The organism is Spirilliplanes yamanashiensis (assembly GCF_016863475.1).
Taxonomy (GTDB): Bacteria; Actinomycetota; Actinomycetes; order Mycobacteriales; family Micromonosporaceae; genus Spirilliplanes; species Spirilliplanes yamanashiensis.
The window spans coordinates 242,443-257,468 of the sequence record NZ_BOOY01000003.1; the positions used below are offsets into that span (position 1 = coordinate 242,443).

At 73.1% G+C, this 15,026-nt stretch carries 6 protein-coding genes; 5 read left to right on the forward strand and 1 reads right to left on the reverse strand.

What is annotated here, in order from left to right; translation table 11 throughout:
- Window positions 1-11: 11 nt before the first annotated feature.
- Entirely contained in the window at window positions 12-578 is a 567-nt protein-coding gene (locus Sya03_RS03315) for a PadR family transcriptional regulator (RefSeq protein ID WP_239107082.1), read from the reverse strand.
- A gap of 52 nt (window positions 579-630) precedes the next feature.
- Between Sya03_RS03315 and Sya03_RS03320 the strand changes: the two genes are divergently transcribed.
- The 5 genes from Sya03_RS03320 (at window position 631) to Sya03_RS03340 (ending at window position 15,025) form a co-directional block, all read left to right on the forward strand.
- Window positions 631-1,788, forward strand: a complete 1,158-nt coding sequence (locus Sya03_RS03320) for an FAD-dependent oxidoreductase (protein WP_203936633.1) — start codon at window positions 631-633, stop codon at window positions 1,786-1,788.
- Window positions 1,789-1,848: 60 nt separating this feature from the next.
- A complete protein-coding gene (locus Sya03_RS03325) occupies window positions 1,849-3,330 on the forward strand; it encodes a GGDEF domain-containing protein (RefSeq protein ID WP_203936634.1) in 1,482 nt (493 codons plus the stop codon).
- Between the two features lie 41 nt (window positions 3,331-3,371).
- Complete coding sequence (icmA, locus tag Sya03_RS03330; protein WP_203936635.1) at window positions 3,372-5,045, forward strand: coenzyme B12-dependent isobutyryl-CoA mutase large subunit; 1,674 nt, start codon at window positions 3,372-3,374, stop codon at window positions 5,043-5,045.
- Window positions 5,046-5,252: 207 nt separating this feature from the next.
- Window positions 5,253-8,144 (forward strand): LamG-like jellyroll fold domain-containing protein, encoded by a 2,892-nt coding sequence (locus Sya03_RS03335; protein ID WP_203936636.1) that lies wholly within the window; start codon window positions 5,253-5,255, stop codon window positions 8,142-8,144.
- Between the two features lie 20 nt (window positions 8,145-8,164).
- Entirely contained in the window at window positions 8,165-15,025 is a 6,861-nt protein-coding gene (locus tag Sya03_RS03340; protein ID WP_203936637.1) for an RHS repeat-associated core domain-containing protein, read from the forward strand.
- The last annotated feature ends 1 nt before the right edge of the window (window position 15,026 follow it).

Below are 15,026 nucleotides of genomic sequence, written 5' to 3' on the forward strand. Positions count from 1 at the left end.
CGGGCAGCCGCTCAGGCCGGGGCGAGGTCGGCGCGGTTCCAGGTGAGGGTGCCGTCGCGCAGCTCGGCGACCACCCGGCGCAGCCAGGCCAGCTCGGTCGCCGTCAGCGCGTCCTTGTACTCCTCCTCGATCAGGAACAGCCGGGGCAGGTCGGGCGCCGGGGGCTTCGCGGCCTGCGCCGCCTCCAGCGCCTCGATGCGGGCGGCCAGCAGGTCGGCGACCTGGGGCGGTTCGAGCAGGGCGATGAGGGCGAGCGCGACGGGGAACTCGGGGAACTCGCGCGGCGGGGTGCTGAGCATGGTGGTGAGCCAGCCGTGCAGGGTGGCGTGGCCCGTCTCGGTGATCTCGTAGACGGTGCGTTCCGGGCGGCCGGTGTCGCGGGCGGTGAGCGCCGGGGTGGCGAGGCCGTCGCGGACGAGGCGGTCGAGGGTCTGGTAGACGCTGTTGCGCTGCGCGACGTTGACCAGGGTGTCCTGCGCGCGTTCCTTGATCACCTGCTGCATCCGGTACGGGTGCATCGGGGCCTCCGCCAGCAGCGCCAGCACCAGCACGGCCAGGGGGGAACGACGCGGTGTCACGCCCGTCAGCCTAGTGGTTCCCGCGCCTAGACATTTTATGTATAGTCCTGGCATGACTAAACAAGTGGTCGTCATCGGGGGCGGGATCGCCGGTACGGTCGCGGCCATCGCCCTGCAGCGCGCCGGGTTCGCCCCGGCGGTCCATGAGGCCCACCCGCGCTCCGCCGACGAGCGCGGCGCGTTCCTCACCCTCGCCGTCAACGGCCAGCGCGCCCTGCGCGCCCTCGGCCTCGACCCCGCCGAGGTGCTCGCCGCCGGCTACCCGACGCCGACCGTCGCGATGGGCAACGGCGCCGGCCGGCACTGGGCGGACCTGCCGCTCGGCGGGCCCACCCCCGACGGCCTGGTCACCCGCACCATCCGCCGCGCCGACCTGTACGCCGCGCTGCGCGACGAGGCCGTGCGGCGCGGCATCCCGGTCACGTACGGGCGGCGGCTCACCGGCCTGCGGCACGACGGCGCGGGCGTCACCGCGGAGTTCGCCGACGGCGCCGAGGCGCGCGGCGCGCTGCTCGTCGGCGCCGACGGCCTGCACTCGCGCACCCGCACCCTGCTCGACCCGCACGCCGCGCCGCCGCGCAACCTCGGCCTGCTCAACACCGGCGGCTTCACCGACCGCCCGGTCGCCGCGGGCGTTTCGCCCGGCACGGTGCGGATGGCGTTCGGGCGGCGCTGCTTCTTCGGCTGGTCCGCCGCGCCCGACGGGTCGGTGTGGTGGTTCGCCAACCCGCCGGGGCACTCGTACCCCGGCGGCGACTGGCGGGCGCACCTCACGGACCTGTTCGCCGGCGACGCCGTCCCCGCCCGCGCGATCATCGCCGCCACCGACGACCTGCTCGGCCCGTGGCCGACGTTCGACCTGCCGGACGTGGCGGTGTGGCGCCGGGGGCACGCGGTGCTGGCCGGCGACGCCGCGCACGCCATGTCGCCGTCGTCCGGGCAGGGCGCGTCCATGGCGATCGAGGACGCCGTCGTGCTGGGCGCCTGCGTGCGCGACGCCGCCGGCGTGCCGGAGGCGCTGGCCGCGTACGAGCGGATCCGCCGCCCGCGGGTGCGCCGGGTCGTGGCCCACGGCCGCCGCAACGGCACCGGCAAGGCCGCCGGTCCGGTCGGGCGCCGGGTCAACGACGTGCTGATGCCCGTGGTGCTGCGCGCCGTCGCCCGCCGCCCGCAGGCCACCGCCTGGCTGCTCGACCACCGGGTGGCGTAGCGGGCCGGGTCACACCCGGGTGCGTTCAGGTCGGCGCGGGCCCGGCCGATGGGCCCCGGCATGACCCGCCCGCGCGCCACCCGCCCCGACGGGGTGCTGGCCGTGCTGGCGGTGACCGGCCTGCTCTACCTCGCCCTGGCGGCGGCGGGCGTCGACGGGACCGCCCGGGTGGCCGCGCCGTGGGCGGCGATGACGGTCGCGCACGCCCTCGCCGTGGCGCCCGCCCTGCGGGTCGCCCGCACCCGCTCCGCGCCCCGGGCGGTGCGCCGGCTGTGGGGCGCGGTCGCGTTCACCGCCGCGACGTTCCTCGCCGGGGACCTGTACCAGGTCACCGTCATCGCCGCCGAGCCCCGATCCGAGGCGGCGGTCTGGGGCGCCGACCCCGTTCTCTACCTCAGCTCGGCCGGGACGCTGGTGCTGGTCGTCGTCATGCTCAGCACGCCGCTCGGGCTCGGCCGGGGCCGCGGGCGCGGCCGGTTCCGGCTCGACATCGCCACGATCATGGTCGCGACGGCCACCGTCAGCGTGCACGGCACCGCCCTGCCCGACGCGGCGGGCGCGGTGGCCTGGACGGTGTCGCTCGTCGACTCCGTCGTGCTCGGCACGGGCACGCTGCTGCTCGCCGTCTACGCCACGGTCAAGCTCACGTTCAGCCCCGCCCCGCCGTTCGCCCCGCTCGCCGGGCGGCTGGCTGGCACCGCGGCCGCGCTGGAGACGGTGCTGCAGATCCTGCCGGACAGCTGGTACCTCGGGCCGCACGCCGCCTGGGTGCAGGCGGGGCACGTCGCCGCGAACCTGGCGCTGGCGGCCGCCGCCCGGGTCCAGTGGCGGTGCACGGCCGCCGGCCCGGCCGCCGCGGCGGGCAGCCGGGGGCGGGCGTACTCGGTGCTGCCGTACGCCGCGATCGGCGTCACCTACGCGCTGCTGGTGTGGACGCTCGCCGACACCGGGCTGACGGGCGAGGCCTGGATCGTGGTGGGCGGCGCCATCGTCAGCACCGCCCTGGTGGTGGTGCGGCAGGTGGCGGCGTTCCGGCACATCGCGGAGCTGCTGGCCGAGCGGGACGCCCTCGCCGCGCAGCTGCGCCACCAGGCGTTCCACGACAGCCTGACGGGCCTGGCCAACCGGGCGCTGTTCCTGGAGCGGCTGGCCGCCGCGCTGCCGGCCGCCCCCGCCGTCCTGCTCATCGACCTGGACGACTTCAAGCCGGTGAACGACCGGTACGGCCACGCGGCCGGCGACCGGCTGCTCGTCGAGGTGGCCCGCCGGCTCACCGCGGCCGTGCGGGCCGGCGACACCGTGGCCCGGCTCGGCGGCGACGAGTTCGCGGTGATCGTGGCGGGCGACGGCGCCGGCGCGGTGCCGGCCCGGGTGGCCGCGGCGCTGGCCGAGCCGTTCGCCGTCGGCGACACCGGGGCCAGCATCGGCGTGGCCCACGCCCGCCCCGGCCAGTCCGCCGACGCCGTGCTGCACGAGGCGGATCTGGCGATGTACGCCGCGAAGGCGCGGGGGAAGGGCACGCTGGTGGAGTACGCCGCCTGACACCCTTAGCGATCGTTAAGTTTCCCGCCTAGAGTGTCGGCATGGACGCAGCCGACATCGCCGCCGGTCGCGAGCGCTGGCAGCGGCGCTACGACGCCGCCCGCACCCGGGACGCCGACTTCACCACCCTGTCCGGCAACGAGGTCGACCCGGTGTACGGGCCGCCGGAGGGCGCCGGGCTCCCCGGCTTCGAGCGCATCGGGTGGCCGGGCGAGTTCCCGTACACCCGGGGTCTGTATCCCACCGGCTACCGCGGGCGGACCTGGACGATCCGGCAGTTCGCCGGCTTCGGCAACGCCCGGCAGACCAACGAGCGCTACAAGATGATCCTGGCCGCGGGCGGCGGCGGGCTCAGCGTCGCGTTCGACATGCCCACCCTCATGGGCCGCGACTCCGACGACGCCCAGTCGCTCGGCGAGGTCGGGCACTGCGGCGTCGCCATCGACTCCGCCGCCGACATGGACGTGCTGTTCGACGGCATCCCGCTCGGCGACGTCACCACCAGCATGACCATCTCCGGCCCCGCCGTGCCGATCTTCTGCATGTACCTGGTCGCCGCCGAACGCCAGGGCGCCGACCTCGGCAAGCTCGACGGCACCCTGCAGACCGACATCTTCAAGGAGTACATCGCCCAGAAGGAGTGGCTGTTCGCCCCCGAGCCGCACCTGCGCCTCATCGGCGACCTGATGGAGTACTGCGCCGCCGAGATCCCGAGGTACAAGCCGCTCAGCGTCTCCGGCTACCACATCCGCGAGGCCGGCTCGACCGCCGCGCAGGAGCTCGCGTACACCCTCGCCGACGGCTTCGGCTACGTCGAGCTGGGCCTGTCCCGCGGCCTCGACGTCAACACGTTCGCGCCGGGCCTGAGCTTCTTCTTCGACGCCCACCTCGACTTCTTCGAGGAGATCGCCAAGTTCCGCGCCGCCCGCCGCATCTGGGCCCGCCGGCTGCGCGACGTGTACGGCGCCACCAGCGAGAAGGCGCTGTGGCTGAAGTTCCACACCCAGACCGCCGGCGTCAGCCTCACCGCGCAGCAGCCCGTCAACAACGTCGTGCGCACCGCCGTCGAGGCGCTCGCCGCCGTGCTCGGCGGCACCAACTCCCTGCACACCAACGCCCTCGACGAGACCCTCGCGCTGCCGACGGACGAATCCGCCGAGATCGCCCTGCGCACCCAGCAGGTGCTGATGGAGGAGATCGGCGTCACCAACGTCGCCGACCCGCTCGGCGGCTCCTGGTACGTCGAGGCGCTCACCGACCGCATCGAGGCCGAGGCGGAGGAGATCTTCACCCGCATCCAGGACCTCGGCCACGACGGCACGATGACCGCGGGCATCCTGCAGGGCATCGAGGACGGCTGGTTCACCGCCCACATCGCCGAGAGCGCGTTCGCCTACCAGCAGGCGCTGGAGAAGGGCGAGAAGAGGATCGTCGGCGTGAACGTGCACACCTCGACCGTCGCCAAGCCCCTGGAGATCCTGCGCATCTCGCACGAGGTGGAACGCGAGCAGAACCGCGTCCTGGCCGAACGCCGCGCCGCCCGCGACACCGCCGCGGTGACGGCCGCCCTGGACCGCATGGTCGCCGCCGCCCGCACCGACGCCAACATGATCCCGGCGATGCTCGACGCCGCCCGCGCCGAGGCCACCCTCGGCGAGATCTGCGACGCCCTGCGCGGCGAGTGGGGCGTGCACCGGGAGCCGGCCCGCTTCTGACCCACCCTCCGGTCCACGATGGACGGTGGCCGGCGTCGATCTCCGTGATGTCGGTCACCGGCCCGTTTCGGGACAGCGGGCAGCCCGGCGAATCGCTACGTTGAGCCCTCGATTTGTGCTGAGCGCACCAAGACGGGGGATGTCGTGCTGCCGAATCCGTGGATCCCGCCTGCCCAAAAACGGCGGGCGATCGCCTCTTCGCTCCTCGTGGGCACCCTGCTGGCCGGCCTCGCCGCCGGCGGACCGGCGCACGCCGAACCGCCGCAGCCGCCCGCGCAGCCGGCCGCGCCCGCGGCGGCCGACGACCTCACCGCCGAACAGGCCGCGAGCGCCGAGGCGCAGCGCACCGGCGCGCCGGTCGAGGTGCTGGCGCTGCGCACCGAGGACGAGATCGTCGTGGCGAACCCCGACGGCTCGTTCACCAGCGAGGCCACCGCCGGCCCGCAGCGCGCCCAGCTCGCCGACGGCTCCTGGCAGGCCGTCGACCCGCGCCTGGAGCCCCGGGGCGGCTTCATCGTGCCGCGCGTCGGCGCCGCCGACCTCAAGCTCTCCGACGGCGGCGACACCACGCTGATCCGGCTCGCCGACGGCGACCGGGCGATGGTGCTGGACTGGCCGCGCCCGCTGCCCGCGCCCCGTGTCGACGGCACGGTCGCCACGTACCCGGAGGTGCTGTCCGGCGTCGACCTGCGGGTCCAGGCCGCCTCGGCCGGCTTCTCGTACGTGCTGGTGGTGAAGTCGGCCCAGGCCGCCAAGAACGCGCACCTGGCCGACATCACGCTGAACGTGCGCGGCGAGGGCCTGACCGTGCGCGAGGCCGCGGGCGGCGGGCTCGAGGCCGTCGACGGCGCGGGCGAGCCCGTGTTCTCCGGCGCCGCGCCGGCCATGTGGGACTCGTCCGGCGAGCGCAAGCCGCCGAAGACCCCCGACGTGCCGAACGGGCTGCCGGACGACCACGGCACCGCGCCGGTCGTCGTGAACGACGGCGCCGGCCCGATCGACCAGGCCGCGGCGCCGACGCCCGGCGACCGCACCGCCGACCTGCCGATGACCGTGACCGACGGCCAGGTCGCCGTGGTGCCCGACCCGGCGCTGCTGCGCGGCACCGACACCACCTACCCGGTCTACATCGACCCGGCCGCCAGCATCACCAAGAGCGACTGGAACTACGTCTCCGAGGACCGCCCCGGCACGAAGTACCACAAGTTCGACGACGACGAGGGCGTCGGCTTCTGCTACCGGCAGGGCAGCGCCGTCTGCTCCACCTCCGGCTACGTCAACCGCATGTACTTCAAGTTCACGCCGACGAAGTCGCACTGGACCGAGCGCGTCGTCGACAAGGTCGTCTTCCGCGCGTACGAGACGTTCTCGTTCACCTGCAGCCCGAGCTGGATCGACCTGCACCTCGTCGACGAGACCAAGGTCAACGCGAACCTCACGTGGAACAACAAGCCGTCCGACGGCGACCTCATGGTCGACCGCAAGGTGGCCTACGGCCGCGGCTCGTCCTGCGACCCCGACTCCGACCCGTCCTGGGTCGAGTTCGCCGACAACGCCGACGAGACCGACGAGAACCTGACGAAGACCGTCCGGCCCCGGCTCGCCGCCGGCCGCGCCGTCGCGTTCTCGCTGGCCGCGAAGGACGAGAAGGACCCGAACAGCTGGAAGCGCTTCGAGGGCGACAACGCGACGCTGTCGGTCACCTACCGCAGCCGGCCGTCGAAGCCGTTCGGCGAGCGGATGACCGCCCCGGACAAGCCCTGCGTCACCGGCGCCGGGCGGCCCTTCCTGCCGAACGACAAGCCGGTGCTGGTGGCCCAGGCCACCGACCCGGACAGCCAGAACATCTCCGTCCGCTTCGTGCTCACCGACGTGACCACCGGCAAGGACGTGCAGACCACCACCGACGGCCCGAAGGCGTTCAAGGCCAGTGGCAAGAACGTCGACTACAAGGCGCAGGTCTCGCCCGACCTGGTGCACGGGCACACGTACAGGTGGCGCGCCATCGCCAAGGACGACAAGCTGGAGAGCCTGTCCTGGTCCGACTTCTGCGAGTACTCGGTCGACCGGGAGAAGCCGAACGCCGTCCCGGCCGTGACCTCCACCGACTTCCCGACCGACGCGGCCAACAAGAAGCCCGGCGAGCCCGGCAAGGTGGTCTTCGCCGCGAACGGCGTCAAGGACTCCGCGTACGGCAACGACGTCGCCTACTACGAGTGGGCGATCGGCGACGACAACCCGCAGAACAAGGCCGTCCCGGCCGCGACCGGCGGCACCGCCGAGGCCACCGTCACCGCGTCCACCTTCGGCCCGAACGTGCTGTACGTGCGCAGCGTCGACCGGGCGGGCAACCGCGGCGACGTCGCCCGCTACGTCTTCCGCGCCGTCCGCCCGTGCGACGACCCGGCCGCGGTGGCGTGCTCCGCGGCGGACTACCTGTTCGACGAGACCACGGGCACCACGGCCGCCGACACCTCCGGCAAGAACCGGCCGCTGACCCTCGCGGGCGTCGACCGGGTCGACGGCCAGCAGGCCACCGCCACCGACCGGACCGACCGCGCGGTGCGCTTCGACGGCGTCGCCGACTCCGCCTCGGGCGCCTCCGTCGTGGACACCCGGCAGGGCTTCACGGTCGCCGCCTGGGTGCGGCCGACCGCGCTCGGCAGGGACATGACGGTCGTCAGCCAGGCCGGCGCGCACAACAGCGGCTTCACCCTCGGCTACGCGGCCGACCGGCAGCGCTGGGTGTTCGGCCGGTACCGGCACGACGCCGTCAACCCCGCCGCCACCGACCTGGTCGAGGTGGCCGCCAACACGATGGAGCCGCCCGCGGTCAACCAGTGGACGTACCTCGTCGGCTACTTCGACCCGGGCAAGAACCTGCTGACCCTCTACGTCGACGGCCAGGAGGCCGGCGTCGCCACCTACACCGGCACGGTCTGGAACGCCGGCGGCGGGCTGCAGCTCGGCCGCGCCAAGGCCAACGACAAGTGGGTCGAGCCCTTCGCGGGCGACGTCGACGACCTGCGCGTGTACCCGGGCGGCCTGGACGCCGTCGACATCGACCAGCTCTGGCGTTCCAGCCGGCCGGTCGCGTGAGCAGCGGAGAGGACACGATCGTGAGAACAGGACGCAGAGCGCTCACGCTGACCCTCGCGGCGCTGGTGACGGCGACGCTGGGCATCACCGGGCCCGCCCGGGCCGAGGACCCGGTCGACGAGGCGGCGCGCGAGGCGCGCCGCCCGAAGACCGTCGAGATGGAGTCGACGCCCGTCGTCGGCGTACCCCTGGACCCGCCGCTGGCCGTGGAGCCCGCGCCCGAGCCCGGTCCGGTCACCTGGCCGGCGGCCGGGGCGGCGACCGTCACCCTGCCGGCGCCGCTCAAGGGCCTGCGGGCCCTCGCGGCGGAGGGCCCCGGCACGCAGGCCGGCGACCTGCCCATCCGCATCGGCAGCCCGGCGGAGCCGGCGCCGCCGGGGGTCCCGCCCTCGGACGGGCGCCCCGGCGCCGGCGCCGACGTGCCCGGCAAGGTCCGCGTCGAGGTGCTCGACCGGGCGACCGCCGAGCGGGCCGGCGTCGACGACGGCCTGCTGCTGTCGGTGGCGCGTGCCGACGGCCGCACCACCACCGGCGAGGTCGGCCTGGAGGTGGACTACACCCGCTTCGGGCACGCGGTCGGCGGCAACTGGGCCGACCGGCTGGTCGTCAAGTCGCTGCCCGGCTGCGCGCTGACCACGCCCGACCGGCCCGAGTGCCGGGTGGCCACCCCGCTGCCCACCCGCAACAACCTGGAGAAGCGGCGCCTCGTCGCCGACGTGGCCGCCCCCGCCCCGGCGCCCGCGACCGGCGCGCGGGCGCTCGCCGCCGGCCGCGCGGGCCTGCTGTCCGTCTCGGCGGGCGCATCCGGCAGCACCGGCACGTTCGCCGCCACCAGCCTGGCGCCGTCCGGGTCCTGGCAGCACGCCGGCAACTCCGGCGGGTTCAGCTGGCAGTACCCGCTGCGCGTGCCGCCGGCGCTGGCCGGGCCGTCGCCGCAGCTGGCGTTCACCTACTCGTCGGCGAGCGTCGACGGGCGCACCGGCTCCACCAACGCCCAGCCGTCGTGGATCGGCGAGGGCTTCGACATGAACGTCGGGTTCATCGAGCGGTCCTACCGGTCCTGCAAGGACGACGGCCACGACGAGCGCGGCGAGGAGAAGTACGACCTCTGCTGGGCGGGCGACAAGCTGACCATGTCGTTCGGCAGCCGCAACGGTGAGCTGGTCAAGAAGGCCGACAACGAGTGGCGGCTGAAGACCGACGACGGCACGAGGATCGTGCGGAAGACGGGCGGCTTCAACGACGACAACAACGACGAGTACTTCGTCGTCACCACCACCGACGGCACCCAGTTCCACTTCGGCAAGGGCAAGCGCACCGCCGAGGACACGACGAACACCAACTCGTCGTGGGAGGTGCCCGTCTACGGCGACGACGACAACGAGCCCTGCCACGGCGACTCGTTCAAGGAGAGCCGCTGCAAGCAGACGTGGCGGTGGAACCTCGACTACGTCGTCGACACCCACGGCAACACGTCGACCTACTACTACGGCACCGAGACCAACCGCTACGGCGCCAACCGCGACGACGTCTCCGTCGCCTACGACCGCGGCGGCCACCTCAAGCGCATCGAGTACGGCGAGCGCAAGGGCGAGGAGAACGACACCCGCGCCCCCGCCCAGGTCGTGTTCACCGTCGCCGAACGGTGCAAGGGCGAGGCGGCGGACTGCGAGGACAAGGACCTCGACGAGGACTCGGCCAAGCGGTGGCCGGACGTCCCCGAGGACCAGATCTGCACCGACGAGGACAGCTGCGAGGACCAGTGGTCCCCGACGTTCTTCACCCGCAAGCGGCTCGACCGGGTCACCACGCAGGTGCTCGACGGCGCCGACTACCGCGACGTCGACGTGTGGGGCCTGGAGCAGTCGTACCCCGACCCGGCCGATGCCTCGACCGCCGGGCTGTGGCTCGACGCCATCACCCACACCGGCAAGGGCAAGGGCGGCGACATCACGCTGCCCAAGACCACGTTCCAGCGCATCGGCCTGGACAACCGCGTCGACCGCGACGGTGACGACCGGCTGCCGTACACCAAGTACCGCATCCGGGCGATCCAGTCGGAGTCCGGCGGCATCGTCTCCGTGAACTACCGCCCGGCGGAGTGCACCGCCTCCGAGAAGCGCGACCCGGCCACCAACACCAAGCGCTGCTACCCGTCGTTCTGGTCCAGCCAGGGCACCGCGGGGGAGAAGGAGGACTGGTTCCACACCTACGTCGTGGACTCGGTCGTCGAGGACGACCGGACCGACGACGGCGTCGACAAGGTGACCAGCTACCTGTACGACAAGGACGGCGTCGCCTGGCACTACGACGACAACGAGCTGACCAAGGCGAAGAAGAAGACCTGGAGCCAGAACCGCGGGTACCGCAAGGTCCGCACCATCACCGGCGCCGCCGGGTCGGTGCAGCTCGAGACCGAGTCGACTTACCTGCGGGGCATGGACGGCGACCGCAAGGGCGACTCGACCGAGGACGGCTACAAGGACGTCGCCGAGACCGCCACCGACGGCACCCGCGTCGCCGACGACAACCGGCTCCAGGGCTTCCTGCTGGAGCAGCGCACCCTCCGGGGCGTCGGCGGCCCGGAGGTCAGCGGTCTGGTCAACACGCCGTGGTTGTCCGCGCCGACCGCCACCGAGGGCGGCGACAAGGCGCGGCTCACCGGCATCGCCAAGACCGTCGCGCGCACCGCGGTCACCGGGGCCGCCAAGCCGCGCACCACGAGCATCACGCACCACTACGACGACGACCACGGCATGCTCGACTGGTCCAGCGACGCCGGCGACACCGACGTCGCCGGCGACGAGTCCTGCACCCGCACCTGGTACGCCCGCAACCCGGGCATCAACCTGCTGACCCTGGTCAGCCGCGTGCAGACCGTGGCGGTGCCCTGCGACCGGACCCCGTCCTTCCCGGCCGACCACATCTCCGACGTGCGCACCGCGTACGACGGCAAGGACGTCGGCGAGGCGCCCACCAAGGGCGACGTCACCCGCAGCGAGCAGCTGACGTCGTTCTCCGGTGGCAAGGCCGGCTACGAGAAGGTCTCGACGTCGCAGTACGACCGGTACGGCCGGCTGCGCTACTCGTGGGACGCCGAGGACAACCGCACCGAGACGGCGTACGTCCCCGCGTCCGGTGGCCCCGTCATCGGCATGACCGTCGTCAACCCGCTCGGCCACACGGTCACGTCCACGGTGGACCCGGCGTGGGGCCTGGTCACCGCGACCACGGAGACCAACGACCAGACCACGAACCTGCAGTACGACGGGCTCGGCCGGCTGCGCAAGGTGTGGCTCGCGGGACGCGACCCGAAGAACGACGTGCCGGACATCGCGCACGACTACACGATCCGCACCGACGGCCCCGTGGCCGTCACCACGAGGACGCTGACGCCGAACGACGGCATCCGGGTCAAGCAGGCCCTCTACGACGGCCTGCTGCGCCCGCGCCAGAACCAGGAGGCCAGCCCGAAGACGGGCCGCCTGATCACCAGCACCGAGTACGACTCGCGGGGCCTGGCGATCACCCGGGTGGGCCCGTTCCACAACGCCGCCGACCCCGGCACCGACCTGGTCGACACCGGCGCCTCCACCGAGGGCGTCCCCACCCGCACCGAGACCGTGTACGACGGCGCGGGCCGCGCCACCGACGAGATCTTCGTCGTGGCGGGCGAGGAGAAGTGGCGCACCCGCACCACGTACTTCGGCGACCGCACGAGTGTCGACCCGCCCACGGGCGACACCCCGGTCACGGTCCACACCAACGCCCAGGGCCTCACCACGAAGCTGCTGGAGTACAAGGGCACGGAGCCCACCGGGGAGGCCGACACCACCGTCTACTCCTACGACAAGGCCGACCGGCTGGAGAAGGTGAAGGACGCCGCCGGCAACGTCTGGAGCTACGGCTACGACCTGCTCGGCCGCCAGACCAGCGCGCAGGACCCCGACGCGGGCAGCCTGTCGCAGACCTTCACGTCGCTCGACGAGGTCGAGACCAGCACCGACGGCCGCGGCCGCACCCTGCGCTACACCTACGACGACATCAGCCGCCCGACGCTGCTCGAGGAGCAGACCACCAAGCCCGACGGCACCAGGAGCCTGACGAAGCTGGCGAGCTGGACGTACGACACCGCCAAGCTGGGCGAGGGCCGGCCGGCCACGTCGACCCGGTGGGTGGGCGCCAACGCCTACACCACGGCGGTGACCGAGTACGACGTCGCCGGGCGCGCCAAGACGAACACGGTCACCATCCCCGCCGTCGAGAACAAGCTCGCCGGCACCTACACCGCCTCGGCCACGTACCGCATCGACGGCTCGCCCGACTCCACGACGCTGCCGAAGGCCGGCGACCTGCCCGAGGAGACCGTCCGGACCGGCTACAACTCCTACGGCCTGCCGTCGTTCCTGGGCAGCGGCACCAGCTACGTGCGCAACACCACCTACACCCGGCTCGGCGAGGTCGAGCAGCTGACGCTCGGCACGAGCAGCGCCAGCAAGTACACGTGGCTGACCTACGCGTACGAGCGCGGCACCCGCCGCCTGCACAACGTCATGGTCGACCGGGAGGCCGTCACCGGCAACGACGCCAACGTGACGTACGAGTACGACGCCGCCGGCAACACCCGGCGGATCGCCGACACCCCGACCACGGCCGGGTCCAAGGTCGACGTGCAGTGTTTCCAGTACGACTACCTGCGCCGGCTCAAGGAGGCGTGGGCGCAGGGCAAGGACGGCTGCGCCGCCGCCCCGGCCCAGTCGGCGCTGGGCGGGCCCGCCCCGTACTGGCAGACCTTCGGCTACACCGTGTCGGGCGACCGCGAGACCGAGGTGAACCACGCCGTCAACGCCACGGCGACCGAGGTCCGCAAGACCTACCACCCGTACGGCGTGAACCGGAAGCCGGCGCACGCCGTCGAGCGGACCGACGTCGCCACGGTGGCCGGCGGCAAGACCGTCACCACCGCCGACACGTACGCCTACGACGGCGCCGGCAACATGACCCGGCGCAAGCTGGGCGCCAACCCGGAGGAGACCTACGGCTGGGACGCCGAGGGCCGCCTGGCGGAGGTCAAGAAGGCCGGCACGACCACGGCGACGTTCCTGTACGACGCCGCCGGCCAGCGCCTCATCCGGCGCGACCTGGCCGGCAAGTCGGTGACCCTGTACCTGGGCGACACGGAGATCAAGCTCGACACCTCCGTCGCCGACGTCACGAAGCAGAAGGTCACCGCCACCCGGTACTACTCGTTCGGCGGCCAGGCGGTCGCCATGCGCACCGCCGCGGGCGTGACCTGGCTGGCCGGCGGCCAGAACGGCACGGCCGAGATCGCGATCAACGCCTCGACGTCGGCGATCGTCCAGCGGCGCACCCTGCCGTTCGGCGGCGTGCGCGGCACCGCGGGCACCTGGCCGGGCGAGAAGGGCTTCGTCGGCGGCGCCATCGACGCCGTCAGCGGCCTGACCCACCTCGGCGCCCGCCAGTACGACCCGTCGACGGGCCGGTTCATCTCGGTCGACCCGATCATCGACTTCACCGACCCGCAACAGCTCAACGCGTACACGTACGGCCGCAACAACCCGTTCGCGTTCCCCGACCCGTCGGGCCTGTGGTGGGGCTGGAGCAACGTGGGCCACGCGGCCCTCGACATCGTCGGCCTGATCCCGGTGGTCGGCGAGGCGGCGGACGTCGTCAACGGCGTCTGGTACCTGGCCGAGAAGGACTACGTCAACGCGGGCCTGTCGTTCGCCTCCGCCATCCCGCTCGCGGGCTACGCGGCCACGGCGGCGAAGGGCGCCAAGTACGTCGACGAGGCCGTCGAGGCGGCCGACACGGTCAGCGACGTCGCGAAGACCACCGACAAGGCGTCGGACGCCGGCAAGGCGGCCGACAACGTCACCCCGCCGGCCACCCCGAAACCCAACCCGGCCCCGAAGCCGGCCCCACCGGCCAAGCCGAAGGACCCGCCGAAGGGCGCCAAGGACACCTCCCCGGGCAAGCCCGAGGGCAAGCCGGACGCCGGCAAGTCCGACGGCAAGGGCAAGTCCGACGGCGGCGGCTCGTGCAAGACCGACAACAGCTTCGTCCCGGGCACTCTGGTCGTCCTCGCGGATGGCTCCACCAAGCCCATCGAGGAGCTCGTCGCCGGCCAGGACGAGGTGCGCGCCACCGACCCCGAGACGGGCGTCACGGAGGCCAAGGCGGTCGAGGCGACCATCACGGGCGAAGGCGCCAAGCAGCTCGTGGACGTCGTTGTGGACACCGGTGACGGGCAGTCGGTCATCGTCGCCACGGACAATCACCCGTTCTGGGTCGCCGACGAGAAGGCGTGGGTCGATGCCGGCGAACTGCGCGTGGGAGCGTTGCTGCGGACGGCGGCGGGCACCTACGTCCAGGTCGAGGCGGTGGATCCCCGGCCGATCGCCGAGGCCCGGGTGCACAACCTCACCGTCGAGGACACGCACACGTACTACGTCGTCGCGGGCGACACCCCGGTCCTCGTGCACAACTGCAACGGCGTGGTCTCGAGCGAGAAGACGCAGGCACAGAATCAGGCGGAGATCGACGCGCAGCCGGAGGGCTACGGCTTCACCGGCGTCTACGACACCCGCAGCGGCGCCTTCGAGATGCAACTGAGCAGCGGACCGGACGCCCTCGTCTCGCAGCGGGGCGGGCACGGCACGATCAACAACAGCAGGTTCGGCGGCAGCCGGATGACGATCGGATTCGTGGCCATCGTGCGGCAGGGCGGTCTCGAGATGCGCTGGAACTCCATCAGCGTCAACGTCCGCAACCTCGGGACGCGAGCCGCTCCCGAGATCCATCGCGGCCCTATCATGGACGCGGTCCGGCGGGCGACCGGCAGGGAGGTGTGGGGCTGAG